Origin of the sequence: Pseudoalteromonas sp. SG44-1, assembly GCF_014164315.1 — a bacterium.
Classification (GTDB): Bacteria; Pseudomonadota; Gammaproteobacteria; order Enterobacterales; family Alteromonadaceae; genus Pseudoalteromonas; species Pseudoalteromonas rhizosphaerae.
The window spans coordinates 1-17,522 of the sequence record NZ_JACJEW010000077.1 but is presented as its reverse complement, the minus strand read 5'-3'; the positions used below and the strand labels follow the sequence as shown (position 1 = coordinate 17,522).

General features: G+C 40.7%; 16 protein-coding genes. 9 read left to right on the top strand and 7 right to left on the bottom strand.

From position 1 onward, the window contains the following. Window positions 1-251: 251 nt before the first annotated feature. Window positions 252-470, bottom strand: a complete 219-nt coding sequence (locus tag H5187_RS21205) for a hypothetical protein (protein WP_182762516.1) — start codon at window positions 468-470, stop codon at window positions 252-254. 443 nt (window positions 471-913) lie between these two features. Beyond that, the gene (locus H5187_RS21200; protein WP_182758393.1) at window positions 914-1,438 is read right to left on the bottom strand and encodes a Spy/CpxP family protein refolding chaperone; all 525 of its coding nucleotides are present in this window, start codon (window positions 1,436-1,438) and stop codon (window positions 914-916) included. A 172-nt stretch (window positions 1,439-1,610) separates the two neighbouring features. On the opposite strand from H5187_RS21200, the gene H5187_RS21195 reads away from it, so the two are divergent. Genes H5187_RS21195 through H5187_RS21185 form a run of 3 tightly spaced genes read left to right on the top strand, consistent with a single transcriptional unit; the run spans window position 1,611 to window position 4,649 of the window. Further along, window positions 1,611-2,300, top strand: a complete 690-nt coding sequence (locus H5187_RS21195) for a response regulator (RefSeq protein WP_149982148.1) — start codon at window positions 1,611-1,613, stop codon at window positions 2,298-2,300. Continuing rightward, a complete protein-coding gene (locus H5187_RS21190) occupies window positions 2,278-3,693 on the top strand; it encodes an ATP-binding protein (protein WP_182762514.1) in 1,416 nt (471 codons plus the stop codon). Before H5187_RS21195 ends, H5187_RS21190 begins: the two co-directional genes overlap by 23 nt. 11 nt (window positions 3,694-3,704) lie before the next feature. Next, the gene (locus H5187_RS21185) at window positions 3,705-4,649 is read left to right on the top strand and encodes an alpha/beta fold hydrolase (RefSeq protein ID WP_149982162.1); all 945 of its coding nucleotides are present in this window, start codon (window positions 3,705-3,707) and stop codon (window positions 4,647-4,649) included. On the opposite strand, the gene H5187_RS21180 is transcribed toward H5187_RS21185, so the two are convergent. Next, window positions 4,625-5,536, bottom strand: a complete 912-nt coding sequence (locus H5187_RS21180) for a cation diffusion facilitator family transporter (protein ID WP_149982150.1) — start codon at window positions 5,534-5,536, stop codon at window positions 4,625-4,627. The two genes, H5187_RS21185 and H5187_RS21180, sit on opposite strands and share 25 nt — an antisense overlap. A 108-nt stretch (window positions 5,537-5,644) precedes the next feature. Between H5187_RS21180 and trmL the strand changes: the two genes are divergently transcribed. Both trmL and H5187_RS21170 read left to right on the top strand, forming a co-directional pair. Then, window positions 5,645-6,109, top strand: coding sequence for a tRNA (uridine(34)/cytosine(34)/5-carboxymethylaminomethyluridine(34)-2'-O)-methyltransferase TrmL (gene trmL / locus H5187_RS21175; protein ID WP_182785280.1), 465 nt, complete (start codon window positions 5,645-5,647; stop codon window positions 6,107-6,109). 162 nt (window positions 6,110-6,271) lie between these two features. Beyond that, window positions 6,272-10,117, top strand: a complete 3,846-nt coding sequence (locus H5187_RS21170; RefSeq protein ID WP_182798321.1) for an EAL domain-containing protein — start codon at window positions 6,272-6,274, stop codon at window positions 10,115-10,117. Window positions 10,118-10,190: 73 nt separating this feature from the next. On the opposite strand, the gene gpsA is transcribed toward H5187_RS21170, so the two are convergent. From gpsA to H5187_RS21150, 4 genes are read right to left on the bottom strand one after another with little or no spacing between them, the layout of a single operon-like run. Further along, window positions 10,191-11,198: an NAD(P)H-dependent glycerol-3-phosphate dehydrogenase gene (gene gpsA, locus H5187_RS21165; protein ID WP_145235238.1), complete on the bottom strand. Its 1,008-nt coding sequence runs from the start codon at window positions 11,196-11,198 to the stop codon at window positions 10,191-10,193. Between the two features lie 3 nt (window positions 11,199-11,201). Next, window positions 11,202-11,690, bottom strand: coding sequence for a protein-export chaperone SecB (secB, locus tag H5187_RS21160; RefSeq protein ID WP_145235236.1), 489 nt, complete (start codon window positions 11,688-11,690; stop codon window positions 11,202-11,204). A gap of 38 nt (window positions 11,691-11,728) precedes the next feature. Further along, a complete protein-coding gene (gene grxC, locus H5187_RS21155; RefSeq protein ID WP_145235234.1) occupies window positions 11,729-11,986 on the bottom strand; it encodes a glutaredoxin 3 in 258 nt (85 codons plus the stop codon). 31 nt (window positions 11,987-12,017) lie between these two features. Next, the gene (locus tag H5187_RS21150) at window positions 12,018-12,449 is read right to left on the bottom strand and encodes a rhodanese-like domain-containing protein (protein WP_149982153.1); all 432 of its coding nucleotides are present in this window, start codon (window positions 12,447-12,449) and stop codon (window positions 12,018-12,020) included. 200 nt (window positions 12,450-12,649) lie between these two features. Here H5187_RS21150 and gpmM point away from each other — a divergent pair, with 200 nt between their 5' ends. Genes gpmM through H5187_RS21130 form a run of 4 tightly spaced genes read left to right on the top strand, consistent with a single transcriptional unit; the run spans window position 12,650 to window position 17,454 of the window. Next, window positions 12,650-14,194 carry a 2,3-bisphosphoglycerate-independent phosphoglycerate mutase gene (gene gpmM / locus H5187_RS21145; protein WP_182798320.1) on the top strand — a complete coding sequence of 515 codons (1,545 nt, stop codon included), beginning with the start codon at window positions 12,650-12,652 and terminating at the stop codon, window positions 14,192-14,194. 3 nt (window positions 14,195-14,197) lie between these two features. Then, entirely contained in the window at window positions 14,198-15,352 is a 1,155-nt protein-coding gene (locus H5187_RS21140) for a murein hydrolase activator EnvC (protein WP_149982155.1), read from the top strand. Window positions 15,353-15,387: 35 nt separating this feature from the next. Continuing rightward, window positions 15,388-16,647 carry a S41 family peptidase gene (locus H5187_RS21135; protein WP_182798319.1) on the top strand — a complete coding sequence of 420 codons (1,260 nt, stop codon included), beginning with the start codon at window positions 15,388-15,390 and terminating at the stop codon, window positions 16,645-16,647. 42 nt (window positions 16,648-16,689) lie between these two features. After that, window positions 16,690-17,454 (top strand): divergent polysaccharide deacetylase family protein, encoded by a 765-nt coding sequence (locus tag H5187_RS21130; protein ID WP_182717199.1) that lies wholly within the window; start codon window positions 16,690-16,692, stop codon window positions 17,452-17,454. Window positions 17,455-17,522: the final 68 nt, after the last annotated feature.

The following is a 17,522-nucleotide window of genomic DNA, read 5'->3' as shown; positions in this document are numbered from 1 at the left end:
TAGTTTCAGTGCTTCTGCTTTAAATTCAGCAGAATGGAGAATACGTTTTTTCTTGTTTGTCATGGTTCACCTCATTAGTGATTGTACTCACTTAATTAGGTGTCCAAAACTGGTGGTGCGGATCAGTGTTACGGGAGTCATTCATCAAGTCTTTCACAAAGTACTTTGACATTTTAAAGGACATATTATGTTGACGAAGTATTTCATTGACCGAACATTCTAATGCAAATATTTCAGCTTCAGTAATCATTTTATGCACCTCCAATGTGCTTATTATATAATTCCAATAACTTCGAATTCAGTTCATCATCAGTAAAAGCAACAATATTACCGGCTGGCTTCGAATCATCTAAGCTTCCTATTCTCACTTCAAAATTTTCATTATCAAAACTATCTATAAAAATATGACTTCCTTTTTGTTCATCAAAAAATGATGCAAAGTTGTCTGTAATTGTCATATCAAATTTCATGTTTCTTCCTTGTAGATTAAACATCAAATAATAAAATCTAGTAACATTCTTGCCGATGTATGCAATAGCTTTGCAAATACTCCACGCGACATATTAAACGTTTCGCGAATATTGATTATTTCATCGGGTGAAATGGCGGGCTTATTTGCATCATTCATAGCATAAGTGAGTAAGGTTAGCTTGTCTTGTGCATGCGCTTAAATGTACGCAAATTACTTACACTTATTAAGTTAGCACTATGACGCGATATAAACCTGCTACCAGTGTGTAGCCGCAGGTTTATACCCCGTCAAATATATAATTTAGACGTTGGATAAAACTCAGCTGCGGAGCAAACCCTGTCGCGATATAAAATCACTGCTACATGGGCTGTTAGAAATGAAAACAAAAGTGCGGGATCTCTCCCGCGCTTCATTTTTCGCTTTAGTAATTTTGGTAATTACTTAGCCTGCCGTTTGTTCGTCACGGCTGCGTTTTTTGTCACCTTTTTTACGCATGTGTTTTTTAATTTCTTGGTACTTTTCACGTTGTTCAGCATTTAATACTTGCCATACTTGATGCTGCGTTTTTAGGTTAATTAAGCCAAATTGCTCGCCTTTGGTTTGGCGCTGCGCTAATAACTCTTTTGCTGCGGCTTCATCAAAGGCTGGCATATCTAACAATGCTTGCATTTGTGCCTTATGGGCAGCACGCTCTTGCTTCATGGCCTGTTTATCGTTGCCACGTAGCGCTTTAAATTGTGCTTTTTGCGCATCAAAAATGCTTTTTAACTGAGTTTGTTGTTGCTCAGTTAAATCAAGCTTTTTAACGCCACGCTCAGAGAGTAAAAAGCGCGCTTGTTTATGCTGTTGAGAATGGCCTGGTTTATGATCCATGCCCTCTTTTGCTATTACGGCGCCAGTGCCTAATGTTGCTGTCGCTAATCCACAAATTAATACTAGTTTAGAAACTTTACTTGAAATAGTCATAATCATTACCTTTGAGTTGCTTGTAACTTAGTGTCTGTTCAGTTGTTATATTCACTATAACTAACCAAGTGCAAAGCAACGCAAAGCAATGTAAAGGTTGTGTAAAGGTTCACTTTTAAGTGCGTTAAGGCGTAAAATGAAGTTATTCCAGCGTGGTTAAGGTGAGCAAATAATGAAGCTATTAATGATTGATGATGATACCGGTTTATGTGAGTTACTCTCAGAGTACTTAACTGCGCAAGGTTTTCAAATAGAATGTGCCCATGATGGCGAACAAGGCTTAAAACAAGCGCTTGAGCAAGAGTATGCATTAATTTTACTCGATGTTATGTTACCAAAACTAGATGGTTTTGAAGTATTAAAACAGCTTAGGCAAACAAAATTAACGCCGGTGATCATGCTAACCGCCAAAGGTGAAGACTTTGACCGTATTTTTGGTCTTGAACTAGGCGCTGATGATTACATTCCTAAACCATTTAATCATCGTGAATTACTCGCGCGGGTTAAAGCGATTACTCGTCGTATTGAACATATTACTAGCCTAGCAAATACCAGCAGTAATAAGTTAACCGTTAATAATATTGTTATAAATTTAGCTGCCCGCGAAGCGTATGTAGATGAACACCCGCTAAGCCTAACCGGTACTGAATATGAAGTACTTGCCTTACTGGTTAAACATGCAGGTGAAGTGGTCAGTAAAGAGCAAATAAGTGAAGAGGTGCTCGGTAGACGCCTAGCCTCTTTTGATCGCTCAATTGATATGCATGTGAGTAATATTCGTAAAAAAATTGCCGAGTTCAACAATGCAGAACGAATAAAAACCATGCGAGGGACTGGTTATGTCTTTATCCAAGGGGAGTAATAAAACTCGGTTTTCTTGGCTAAAACATCCTCAGCACTTTTTATTTTTCAAAATTTTTGTGTGGTTTTGGCTAACAGTAATAGGCACCATAACTGCATTGGTGTTTTTAAGTAACATTGCGACCAATCAAGTCAGTTATGAGAACTTACATGGGCCCATGCAGAAAAACTTGCAATACACGGCCAAAGGCATCGAACGTATGGTAGTCAAACATAATAAATCGATTGCCGAAATTTTAACTCATCCGCGGCTTGCAAAACAAAAGTTACTATATTTAAATTCAGATCAGCCAGATCACTCGCTCAGTAGCAGAGTACCATCAAGTGAGATTGATTTAAGTTTACTTAATTTCACTAAAAACATGCCGCCACAAATTATTTTTACCGAGTATTATCAAGCATTCGGACCGATAGAAATCAACCTTCCTGAGGGGCAATTTTACCTATACGAAATTGATGAGAATCATCAACCACCTTTTTTTATACGGTTAAAGCTGATGCCGATTTGGCTAAAAGTGATCATTGCTTTACTGGCTTCATTAACTTTAAGTTTTATATTTAGTCGTAACCTAATTGCACCTATTAATCACTTAAAGCAAGCTGCAATTAAGCTCTCTGACGGCGATTTAACCGCGCGCGCTGAAATTGATCCAAACAGGCAAGATGAACTGGGCGTACTTGGCCGTGACTTTAATAGTATGGCAACTCAGTTAGAGCAACTGATTTCTGCACAAAAGCGCTTATTGGCTGATATATCTCACGAGTTGCGTTCCCCCCTAACTCGCCTTAAAATGGCTACGGGTCTTGCGCAAATGCAGACCCCAGAAGAAAACCAAACCTATTTATTACGCATTGAAAAAGAAGCAAATCAGCTCGATAAAATGATCGCTGATGTGCTGCAAGTATCGCGCTTAGAGGCGAAAAGTCAGGCGCTATCGCTGCATCAACAATCCTTACAGATCATTATTGATCATGTTTTGAATGATGCGCAATTTGAAGCTAAACAGACCAATAAGCAATTAATTATAAATGGTCAACTCAATGTTGATATTTATTGTGACGAGAGTCTCATTGCCAGTGCGCTAGAGAATGTTTTACGCAACGCAATAAAATATGCAGAGCAAACAATCACCCTAACATTGAGTTTAAGTGATGCTATTTATATAGAGATCAGCGATGATGGCCCGGGCGTCGAACCGCAAAATTTAGCCAAATTATGTGAGCCATTTTTTCGCCAATCTGATGCACGAGACAGAACTAGCGGCGGTACAGGACTTGGCTTAGCAATTGCTAAAAATGCAATTGCCGCCCATTCTGGCAGTTTAACGCTGCATAATAAACAACCAAGTGGGTTATGTGTGCGTATCGCCTTACCTCTGGATAAACAAAAATAATCATGGCCATTATGTTTTACAGCACAGAGCAAAACTTACTTTCCCAACAACCTGAGATCACAGAGTTTTTTCAGCAGCAGTTGCACAAAGCGCAGCTGACTACCGATAATGGCGATTTATATTATGGCTATGTGATACCTGAGCATGCCAAGGCCGCTATTGTTATTTGCTCTGGACGCATTGAAGGATTAGATAAATACCAAGAGCTAATCTGGGAGTTATACAAAAATAACTATGCGGTGTTTATTATTGATCATCAAGGCCAAGGCCGTTCTTATCGCGCTTTAGCCAACCCTCATAAAGGTTTTGTTAATAAATTTAGTGATTATGCTGATGATTTAGCACTGTTTGACCGTTTAATTGTCAGTAAACTCTACCAAGGCAAAAAGGTCATCCTCGGGCATTCAATGGGCGGCGCGATTGCTTTTGATTTCCTAACCCGGTTTGAACATAACTACAGTGGGGTATTTTTGTCTTCGCCCATGTTTGATATTTTCACTAAAGGTATTCCCAAACCAGTTGCTAAACTTGCCGCTCGTATTGCCTGTTTATTTGGTTTTAATAAACACTATGCATTTGGCCAAGCAGATTATCTGCCTATTGCTTTTACACAGAACGACCTTACCAGTAGCGAAACTCGCTATGATTTATTTAGACAGACCTACCAAACGGATAGCGCGCTACAATTAGGCGGGGTGACTTACGGCTGGTTGAATGAAGCTTTTGGTTTTATGACAACTATTGAGCAACAACAGCTATCGATTCCACTTTTTATAGCCAGTGCTGAGCACGATACTGTGGTTGATAACCAAGCCCAATTAGCCTTAGTTCACCGTCAAAGTAATGCTATTTTACAAACATTTACGAATGCTAAGCACGAGTTACTGTTTGAACAAGACACCATTCGCAAAGCTGTGCTTAGCCGTTTTTATCAGTTTTGTGATTCATTAACTTGAGCGCGGCTATGACTCAATGACATTGGATCTTGATGGATCAAAATATCCATTTCACAATTAAATTCTTGTTGGATCATCGCCACTACTTCATCCGCTACATAATGAGCACGGATCAAGGGGAGTTGATCTTCAAGCTCTAAATGCATTTGAATAAACTTAATTTTACCACCTTGTCGCGTGCGTACATCGTGTACGCCAAATACATCGTTATGACTGTTAGCGATTGATATGATACTGGCTTTTTCGTCCTCAGGTAGTTCTTTATCCATTAAGTGATCAGCGCTTTGCCTAGCAATATCCCAACTGTTATAAAGCAAATAACCTGCAACACCAATGGCAAAAATAGGATCCGCGTACAGCATGTCATTTTGCGCAAGCAGTATGGCCAGCAGTACTGCTGCATTTAAAATTATATCGCCTTTGTAGTGCACAGAGTCTGCTTTAACTGCAATGGACTCGGTATGCTTAATGACTTGAGTTTGTACATAAACCACCACTAAGGTGCAAGCAATCGCAAATAGACTAACCCATACCCCGAGCATTGAATGATTTAACACCACAGGATTAAACAATCGTTCAATGCCATGAAACGCCAATAAACAGCCAGAGCCTGCAATAAATGCCGCTTGCCCTAAACCCGCCAAGGCTTCAGCTTTACCATGGCCAAAACGATGATCGTCATCAGCTGGGCGCAGTGCATAAAAGAGCACCATAAAACTCATTGCTGAAGCGGTAATATCCATCAATGAGTCGGTAAGTGATCCGAGCATAGACGCAGAGCCAGACGCAAGCCATGCCCAACATTTAGCAGCAATCATTAAACTCACCATCACCATAGTGACCACACTTGCTGTTTTTACCCAAAACTCATAACTGCGCTGATGCACGTTTTTGCCTATGCCTAAAGTGTTTACTTAAAATGAGTATATCATTTTTTTTATCTGTTTCGTGTATACTCTCGAACGTCAAAATGTAGATCACCAATAAGGCTCGTTATGCTTGATATCGTTTTATACCAACCTGAAATTCCACCTAACACAGGGAATATTATTCGCCTGTGTGCAAATACGGGCTATGCTTTGCATTTAATCGAGCCTTTGGGCTTTGAGTGGGACGATAAGCGCGTGAAAAGAGCTGGCCTTGATTACCATGAATTTAGCCATGTGCAACGCCATCCATCATTTGTAGCTTACTTAGAAAAATGCCAACCTAAAAAAGTATATGCATGTACCACTAAAGGCAGTCAGTTTCACCATCAAGCAAGTTATGAAGCGGGTGATTGTTTAGTGTTTGGCCCAGAAACCCGTGGCTTACCAGATGATATAATTCAATCACTACCTAATGAACAACGCGTGCGTATTCCTATGCAAGCTAACAGTAGAAGCATGAACTTATCTAACGCAGTGGCTGTTTTTGTTTATGAATCATGGCGTCAGTTAGGCTTTCCTAACGCGCAGTAAGTGATATTAAAATGCGCCTATACCATTGGGCGCTTTCTCCTCTAATTATCTTTAAAATTTAGCACCGCCTAGCGCAATAAATTTGCCTTGCGTGGATTCGCATTATTTCTATTCCTACACTATTCTAAATAAGTTCTTTTTAAACTGATTCAACGGATTGTAATGCGTTTTATCCTTCAAACATGCTGTTTTATTAGTATGTTATCTACTGTAAATGTAAACGCGAGTGTAGCTGAATTAAATGCGAATGAGCTTTCGCTACCCGCCATTAATGACTTTACTCAAGACCCGAGTAATGCGTTTTGGCTCGCAACTAATAAAGGGCTGTTTAACTACGACTCGGTGCATCTTTTTAGTGGCCAAGCACCGCCTTTTTCATCATTTGCGAATCAAGCCATTTTACAAGTAGCGACTTATAAATCCTGGTTATTAATTAACACTGAGCAAGGGCTGAGTTTAATCAACTTAATTAACAACCAGTTAATTCAACTAACCGCAACACCGCTAAAACAGCCGATATTAACCACCGAGCTCGGCTTTTACTTTCTATACCAAGGTCAGATCCACACTATAAAAGACGAAAAACTCCATTCCCCATTCGCCTTTTCAGAGCAGATCGTCGAACTCGCATTGGGATTTAACAACAGCCTATGGCTACATTCAGGTAGTAATTTAGTTAGTCACTTTGATTTAGCAAGTAATGCAATTACAGCTCAGCTCATCGTCCCCGCGCCTATCGCGCAGTTAAGTCCAAGTCAAACCTCAGCAGCGATCCTTATCAATACCAATAACGACCAACATTACCTGTTTAACAACACGCACTCTATGCAAGAAATAAAACTCCAGCATGCGCATGTTCAACAACTAAATTACTTTGATGATCAGCTCTATTATTTGCATAAAAATCGCGCTTATAAACATGATTTAACGACCAAAAACACGAATCCTTTGTTTTATAGTGCTCCTGCACGCTTTTTATCAATTAAACAAAACAACCAACAACTGTGGCTGCAAACTGCCACTAAAAGCTGGCTAAAGCTCCCTGCAATGCAAATTATCACAACCCCTATCACCGATAATCCTGCTCCGCGTATGCAGCAATACTTTGACATGTTGGAACAGTTAGGTAATTTTACACAACATAAAAAAATTATTACCATCGCTTATCTGCGCGAAGACAAATGGGCTGTTGCAACCGACACTGGTTTATATTTATACAGTGCCCGCAACCTCACTTTTGATTTATTAATAAAGGATCAAGTTGCTGCGCTGCATTCAACTGCCCCAACAACACTGTGGGTAGCAACCAAAAAGCAATTAATAAAATATGATTTTGCGACGCAGCAACAAAGCCAAACACTACCAATTAGTAACATTAATGCTTTAACATCCCTTAATGACGAGCAATATCTCGCAAGTGATGGTGAGCAATTATTTTATATTGCTAAACAACAGCTCACCGCCCTTGAGCTTGAAACTGAAGCCCTCGGGCAGATCAATGCTATGTATTATCAACGCAACTCTTCAAGGCTTTGGCTTGCGACAAGTAACGGCTTATGGCAGAGCCAATGGCAAGCACCTGAAAATTCTCAGCAAATAACACTTGAGATAAATTTTGATAAAGTAAGTACATTTAACACCACAGCCATTTACGAAGCACCACAAAATGCTTTGTGGATAGTTGATTCTCAAGCGATAAAACTCTACAAACCCAGCACTAACCTATGGGTTGAAAATGCCACTCATAGTATTGCCGCTTATATTGATGATTCTATTAGTTATGAGCAACTTCCAAAATCACTCTTTAGCGTTAGCTACCGTGATAAAATAATGTTGTTTGCGCCAACGGGTAATACTTTATTAGAAGTGCATTCAACACAAGTACCACCTCAAAACAGCTCTTTTTTAATCAGTCATCTGACTTTACACTATCAAGAGCAAGACCAAGACTATTACCACTTAGCAACCAACGCAGTAAATACCAGCCAACCGCTAAAAGGCATCTCTGTTTGGTTTAGCAGTAATGGCCTCTTACCTATGCAGCTCAATTACCGACTCGATCCCAATGGCGATTGGCTAGCACTGCCGAATGCTCAGACCATGCTGTCTCTGGCTAGTAATGCAAAGAATATTTATCTTGAAGTTAAAAACCTTAATCAAGTAAATAACGAGCCGTTAGTGTTAATGATTAAACAAACGGCTTTTGCCTTCCCTCACTGGATCAACCACCTCGTTTTAGCGGCTATTTTTGCTATTTTACTGCTGTTAATTGTTTATAGATTAAAAAGTGGTGCTAAGCATAATTTGGTCAACGCGTTAATGACGCAATCAAAAGATGCCATTTGGATCGCCAATGAGCAGTTTCAAATCACGAACATAAACCAAGCATTTACAACTATTTGTGGCTTTACTCTTGCTGATGTAGTGGGTAAAAAACCAAAAGCATTTACTGTAAACGGTCGCGATAAAAAATTAGAAAGCCTCATTTATAATGATCTAGAGGTTGATGGTTATTGGTCTGGTGAAATTTGGAATGTGCGTAAAGACGGGCAACCCTATGCCTTAGATTTATCGATAACCAAAGTAAAAACCCCTAACCTACGTACTAGTAGCGCGCATTATATTGGGTTATTTTCAGATGTAACTGCACGTAAGAATAATGAACGTGCGATGCTTAAATTAACCACTCGAGATTCTGTCACTGGGCTTTCCAATCGCACTATTTTTATTGAATCTGTAAATAAGGCAATTGCCAGCTGTAATAACAACTTCCCTAATTTACTGATTATTTTTATAGATTTAGACAATTTTAATAAAATTAACGAATCCCTTGGTCACGCAATCGGTGATGAACTATTAAAAGAAGTTGCGGGCAGACTCACTCGTAATCTTGATTCTGGTTATACCTTGGCCCGCTTAGGGGGAGATGAATTTGCTATACTCGTACCGCCCTATTTATATTCAGGCATGTCCGTCTTTTTCGCAAAAAAACTGGCCGATAATATTCTTAAACAATTCCAAACACCGTTTATGCTTGAGGGTATAGAGAGCTTTATTTCTGCCTGTTGTGGTATCGCCGGGTACCCTGAAAACGGTTATAACAGCGAAGCACTGATGCGTAGCGCCAATAGTGCGCTCAATCACGCTAAAAAGATGGGTCATAATAATTACCAATTTTTTGATAAATCTAAACACACAATTGATATGAATGAACTTAGTAAAGAAAGCGCACTTTTTCGGGCAATCGAACATCAGGACTTTCAATTATTTTACCAAGTAAAATATAACGCAGATAAAGATCAAATACATGGTTTTGAAGCCTTAGTGCGTTGGCCGCAAGTTGATGGCAGCATCATTAGCCCGGCTGAATTTATCCCCCTTGCAGAACAAAATGGCGCAATTATTCCACTCACTTTATTGCTAATGAAGCAGCTATTTAAACAACTAGAGTTATGGCGTAATGAAGGAGTAAGTTTTGGTAAAGTGGCAATTAATATTTCGGCTCTGCACTTTCAGCAAAGTAGTTTAGTCGAAACCCTCACTGAATGTTTAACAAACTATGATGTGCCTGCACGCTGTGTTGAGTTAGAAATAACCGAAAGTGCCATGATGGATAACCCTGAATTTGCCCAACAGCAAATGAACCGCTTAAAAGCACTTGGCTTTACCATTGCGCTGGATGACTTTGGTACTGGTCATTCATCACTGGGTTATTTAAAACGTTTTCCAATCGATACTTTAAAAATTGATCGCTCTTTTATTAAAGATATTGTCGATAGTGAGCAGGATCGTAATATTACCGCGACAATTATTCGCCTCGCTAAATACTTAAATATCGATGTTGTTGCCGAAGGAGTTGAAACTAAAGAGCAGGCTTATATGCTGCATGTTATGGGCTGTAATACGATGCAAGGCTATTATTATAGTCGTCCGCTTTGTGCTGAAAAGGTAGCTACTTATCTCGAAAAAAACAATCTGAGAAAACAATCTAATTTGATGAATGACTAAGTACCTTGTTAGTTATTAGATTAACTACCAGCGTTTATACAAACCCATAAACGCTGGCAGCTACAAGGCACTGTTACTCTGATTTTTGCTCGCGACCTAATAAAGCCATCGCGGCTTCTTTCACGTCTTTATTTTCATAAAGTACCTGATAGATTTGCTCAGTGATCGGCATTTCAATACCAGTACGTTGTGCAAGTAAATAGACTTCTTTGGTGTTGCGATAACCTTCGACCACTTGACCAATTGATGCTATCGCCTGCTCTACCTTTTCACCTTTACCCAGTGCTAAACCAAAACGACGGTTACGAGACTGATTATCGGTGCACGTTAGGATCAAATCTCCCAGCCCAGCCATGCCCATAAAGGTTTCTGACTTAGCACCAAGCGCGCAGCCTAACCGGCATAACTCAGCTAAACCACGGGTGATCAATGCTGTCCGCGCATTAGCACCAAAACCAAAGCCGTCAGACATACCAGCGCCAATCGCAATCACATTTTTAACCGCGCCACCGAGCTGAATACCAATAAAATCATTATTGTTATAGACCCTAAATGAGCGACCACAATGCAATAGTTCAGCTAACTGTTTTGCAAAGGCTGTTGATGTTGACGACACTGAAATTGCAGTAGGTAAACCCATCGCCATTTCTTTAGCAAAGGTAGGGCCTGATACCACCGCAAGTGGCACATCATCACCTAATTCTTGCTGTGCAACCTCTTGCAAAAGTCGGCCTGTATCTGGTTCAAGCCCTTTGGTGGCCCATGCAACTTGTGCCCCTTCAAGTAATGAAGGCTTAATTTGCTGTAGCGTATCGCCAAATGCATGACTTGGCACAACAACCAAGATCACTTGGCTTGCAGTTACTGCTGTGTGTAAGTCGGCTTCAAGGTGTAAAGTGTCAGGAAAAGTGACATCAGGTAGGTAACGTTGATTTTTCCGCTCAGCTGCAAGCGTGGCAACGTCATCGCTATTGCGACCCCAAAGTGTCACTTGGTGACCGTTTCGGGCTAAACAAATAGCAAGGGCGGTGCCATAAGACCCCGCCCCTAATACAGTAACAGCTGAATTGGCTGTACTCATAAATTATGCGTCTGCAGTTGCCTGTTCAGCTTGCGCTGCACGTTGCTGCATGTATTGAGCGAATAACGCATCAAAGTTCACAGGTGCAAGGTTAAGCTGTGGGAATGTACCACGGTTAACTAAGTTAGATACCGCTTCACGTGCGTACGGGAACAATACGTTCGGGCAGAATGCGCCAAGCATGTGTGCAAGTTGTACTTCTTCAACTTCAGCGATAGTGAAAATACCCGCTTGTTGAATTTCACATAAAAAAGCCGTTTCTTCACCGATAGAAGCTGTAACAGTCAGTGCTAATACTACTTCAAACACGCCTTCGTCTAATTTATTAGAACGTGTATCAAGGTCAAGCTTAACTTCTGGTGTCCATTCTTTTTGGAAAATAGCAGGTGAATTAGGCGTTTCAAAAGACACGTCTTTTGTGTAAATACGTTGAATCGTAAATTGTGCGCCAGTTTCTTCTTGTGCTGCTACGTTCTGATTTTCTTCGTTCATGATAATTCCTAACTTTTAATCGTTTTTATAATAAATGCTTAAGCGTTTAACTTAGCGTCAAGTTTGCCTTGGGCTTCAATCGCCATCATGTCGTCACAACCGCCGATATGCTCATCATTAATAAAAATTTGCGGTACTGTGCTCGCGCCACCTGCTTTGGCAATCATTTCATCACGTAACTCAGGCTGTACACCAATGTCGATATTTGTAAATTGCACACCTTTATTTGTTAGCAACGCTAAAGCACGCTGACAAAAAGGGCAATACGCTTTGGTATAAAGAACAACATTACTCATAACAATTCCTCTATCGGCCTAACTAACTTAATTAGCGACCTGTTGTCGTTGGTAGACCAGCACTTTGCCATGCACCCATACCACCAGATAAAACATAAACCGATTCAAAACCAGCTTTATGCATAGCAGTTGCGATACCTGAGGCTGTCATGCCTGTGGTACATACCAATATAATGGGTTTACTCTTAGACTTTTCAAGGCTTGAGAAGTCAGATTGTTTCGCTTTTTCAGGGCTAATATGCTCAGCGCCTGCTATACGGCCATTATTAAATTCTTTTTGTGCACGTATATCTACAACGACACCGTCTTCACGGTTAATTAATAACGTTAATTGTTGCGGATTTATTTGACGAATTGCTGAAAACTTACTTTTAAACCAGCCGCCCACGATGAGTGCAACTAAAGCAACCCAAGCTAAACTTAATATCGGATGATTACCGACAAATTCAATATATTGATCCATGCGTCTTCCACTATGAAAATTGTCCCGCGCCTGTAGCACTGGGGTTAAACGTAAGGGCAATGCCCTAGCCACGCAAGTATACGTGCTTGATTAGAAATTACCAGAGAGTGAAATATTTTAATATGTCCCTTTGATTGCTGATCATAACCACAAAACACGGTATGCTAAGGCTAAGCAGGAGCTAATTTTCAGGAACAAAAATGACACAACATAAAAAACCTCTCGTATTAATGATTTTAGATGGTTGGGGATACCGTGAAGATACCCAAAGCAACGCAATTTTAGCGGCAAATACCCCTGTTTTAGACGAACTTTGGGCAACTCGCCCGCACACCCTAATTTCTGCATCAGGTTTAGATGTTGGTCTTCCTGATGGGCAAATGGGCAACTCAGAAGTAGGCCACGTCAACTTAGGTGCTGGCCGAGTGGTTTATCAAGATTTCACCCGTATCACTAAAGCAATAAACGACGGTGAGTTTGCACATAATCCAACACTAGTTGAAAACATTGATAAAGCAGTGAATGCCGATAAAGCGGTGCATTTAATGGGTTTATTAAGCCCAGGTGGTGTGCATAGTCATGAAGATCATATTGTAGCTGCAATTGAATTAGCTGCAGCGCGCGGTGCTAAAGAAGTGTACTTTCATGCATTTTTAGATGGCCGAGACACTCCACCACGTAGCGCAAAAGCGTCAATTGAACGTATTGAAGCACTGTTTAGCAAATTAAACTGTGGTCGCTTAGCATCGATCATTGGCCGCTACTATGCAATGGACCGCGATAATCGCTGGAACCGAGTAGAGCAAGCCTACGACCTAATGGTCAGTGGGATCGCACAACATAGCTACGAAAATGGTGTTGATGCATTAGCTGCGGCTTACGAACGTGATGAAAACGATGAGTTTGTTGCTGCAACTACCATAGCAGCACAAGGCCAAGACGCAGTACAAATTAATGACGGTGATACGGTTATTTTCTTAAACTTTAGAGCCGACCGTGCTCGTGAAATGACCCGCGCATTTGTTGATAAAGACTTTGACGGTTTCGCCAAGAAAAAAGCCCCCGCACTAAGCGGCTTTGTTATGTTGACCGAATACGCAGCAGACATCGACGCACCAGCAGCCTTTGCCACAGTCCCTTTGACTAATGTATTGGGTGAATGGTTTGAAAAACACCATAAAACACAGCTACGTATTTCTGAAACTGAAAAATATGCACATGTGACGTTTTTCTTCAGTGGCGGACGTGAAGATGAATTTGAAGGTGAAACCCGCGAGCTGATCCCATCACCACAAGTTGCGACCTACGATTTACAACCTGAAATGAATTCAGAAATGCTCACTGATAAACTCGTCGAAGCGATTAAAAGCGGTAAATACGATGCAATTATTTGTAACTATCCAAATGGCGATATGGTCGGTCACTCAGGTGTATTTGAAGCCGCAGTAAAAGCCTGTGAAGCAGTCGATCAATGTATTGGTCGTGTTGTTGCTGCCCTTGAAGAATTTGGTGGTGAAGCATTAATTACAGCTGATCACGGCAATGCTGAACAAATGGCTAACCTTAAAACTGGCCAAGCGCATACCGCACACACCAGTGAACCGGTTCATTTCATTTATGTTGGTCGTGATGCAACACCAAGCGAAGGCAAAGCCCTCAGTGATGTTGCGCCAACCATGTTGCACTTAATGGGCATGGAACAACCAAGCGAGATGACTGGCACACCAATCATGACATTGAAATAAACCATGAACAAAAGTATTAACCCATTAATTTTTAGTACGCTCGTTGTTACTGCGTTAATACTCACTTCATTAGTGACGGCCCCTGCCGTCGCTAATGAAGATCGTACTAAAAAAGATCTCAGCGAAATCCAAACAGCATTAAAGCAAAGCCAAGCTGAACTTGCCGCCCAGCGTAAAGACATCGAAAAATCGCAAAAGAACCTGCAACAGCACGAACTCGAGATCGCAAAAAATGCCAAGGCACTGAATATTGCCGAGCAATCAATTCGCGATACTGAAAAACAACAACAGCAGCAACAGCAGCAAGCTGAAGCACTTGAGGAAAAACGCCTAGAGCAGCAACATGCACTCGCCGCACAAATTAAAAGTGCCTATATGTCTGGCGGACATGACTACTCTAAAATGCTATTAAATCAAGAAAATACTGCACAGGTTGAACGCACCTTAAGTTATTATAATTACCTCAACAAAGCGCGTATTGAGCAAATTGATGAGTTAAAAGCACTCCTGATTGAAATAGCGGATGTACAAACCGAACTTGAAAAAACCAAGCAACACTTAGTTGTGCTCCATAAAGAGCAAGCCAATCGTCATCAAGCACTCATTGCAGCGCAACAACAACGAAAAGCCAACATCAGTGAATTAAAAACCAAGCTTAGCTCAACCAAAAACTCAATTGATTACTTAAAAGATAATGAAAAAACCCTAGTAGCTACCTTGCAAGAACTTGAAAAAGAAAAAACTAAAAAGGTTGAGTTGCTGGGCCTATCAGCCAGTAAAGGTAAATTAAACTGGCCAACAAAAGGTAAAATTGAGCACAGCTTCGGCCAACATAAGCACGGTGGTATTGACTGGAAAGGCGTATTAATTGGCGCTAATGAAGGCAATAATGTGCATAGCGTCCACAACGGTCAAGTCGTGTTTGCTGATTGGTTAAAAGGCTACGGCTGGGTTATTGTTATTGACCACGGTGAAGGCTTTATGAGTTTATACGGCCATACTCAAACCTTACTAAAAGACGTAGGTGATATAGTACGCCAAGGCGATATTATCGCTTTAGTTGGTCAAAGCGGCGGACAAGCAAATTCTGGTCTATACTTTGAAATACGCCACAAAGGACGCGCAGTAAATCCTGTAACATGGTGCAGACGCATTTAATTGATTAAACAGCTGCACCCCACTGGGAGCAGCTGATGCTAAATACACAATTAAAAATACAGCGGTTACAATACCCTGTTTTTAATCGCATTCTAATAAGCTATTTATTACTCGTTAGCGTTTTTTTGTGCCTGAGTTTTAATTGCTTTGCAGTGACCTCGGTGGGCGATTTAAAAAGCCAACAAAAAAACGAAATCCTCTTTAATATCCATGCCTATTATGTTGAAGACTTAGCTTTACAACAAAGCTTTGAAAGCAGCCAACAATTTGAAGCCCTGCTTGCACAGCTAGACCCATACTCTAAGTACCTTGATGAACACGAGTTAGAAGCGCTATTTAGCAGCACTAACGGCCGCTATACAGGCCTTGGGATTGAAGTAAAACAGCAACAACAAAAAATTATTATTGTAAATACGATCAAAGATTCTCCCGCAGCCATTGCCGGAGTACAAATGAATGATGTGCTACTTGCCGTTAATCAGCAAACGGTCGCACATAAAGACATCAATCAAGTTGCACAAATGATTAAAGCGAGTGACACAGCAACGGTTACCTTAACGATTGAACGAGGTAATTCACCACAAGCCATTTATTTTACTCTGACTAGATCAGAAATTAACTTAGAGAGTGTCACCAGTTCATTATCAGAGTTTGGTATTGGTTATTTGGCAATAAATAGTTTTACCAATCACACCTTGCATGATGTTGCGCGGCAAATAACAGCACTGCAAAGCCATTACGGTAATCCACTTACAGGCTTAGTGCTCGATTTACGCGACAATCCAGGCGGCACATTAAAAAGTGCTGTAGCGGTATCGGATCTGTTTTTACAAAGTGGCACCATAGTCACCACCAAAGGTCGCTTTTATGATGCAAACCAGCACTTTCGCGCCAAAAAAGGTGATATTTTAAATGGTGCGCCAATCGTTGTACTTATTAATGAAAACTCGGCCTCAGCAGCAGAGATTTTAGCCGCTGCACTTAAAGACAATCACCGTGCCACACTAATTGGCAGCCAATCATTTGGCAAAGGATCGGTGCAATCTTTGATCCCATTAGGCAATGGTAATACAGCACTAAAACTAACCACTGCAAAATACTTTACCCCCTCAGGACAATCAATTGATGGCATTGGCGTAACCCCTGATGTGGCGATTAATCAATCAACCCTTTCGCAAATTGATAAAGTAGTTATAATAAAAAACGAACAAGGAAATGACGATCAGCTATGGTCACGCACAGACTCAGCTGATCCACTGTTATTAAAAGCACAGCAGCTATTAACTATGAAATAAAGCTTTTAGCTCACTATAAAAAAGATAATAAAAATTATAAACGTGAAAAAATTAACTTGGTTGTTCTGGCTTTTTTTTAGCTTGCCTACGCTTGCCGCAAATAAGCAAATAGCGATTGTAATTGATGATATTGGCAACCATCAACGCGACCTCGAAATCCTAAATTTACCAGGTAAAATATCGTTCTCGATTTTGCCTCATACCCCGTATTCGCAAATTTTTGCGCGCTTAGCCAGTAAATCAAATAAAGAATTACTGCTACATATTCCCATGCAAGCACTGGATAACAGTAAAGCACTAGGCCCCGGCGCACTTACCAGCGATATGAGCAAAGAACAATTACAAATCACTCTCGGCAATGCGCTTGCAACCTTACCTCAGGTGAAAGGTGTAAATAATCATATGGGCTCAGCACTTACTCAAGAAAGTCTGCCCATGAAATGGACTATGGAGGTGCTGAAAAAGCGCAACCTGTACTTTTTAGATAGCCGCACTACTGGCTTAAGCCAAGCGCAAAATGTTGCCAACTTATATGGCGTTGAAAATGTCGGCCGCCATGTGTTTTTAGATAATATTCCCAATGAGAAACAGTTACAATTTCGCCTCAACGAACTAAAGTATAAAGCCGAACGTTATAACTTCGCCATCGCGATTGCCCACCCTTACCCTGAAACCATTGAATTTTTACAGCGCATGCTACCCGAACTTGAACAACAAGGTTTTGAACTCGTGCCGCTATCGCAGCTGGTAGAGCGAAAATATATACAACTCGCACAAGCTGAGCATAAAGGAGTGAGTGCTAGGTAAGCTTTAAAGTTACAAGGGAAAAGGAGCGAGGTTCTAGGTTCTAGGTTCTAGGTTCTAGGTTCTAGGTT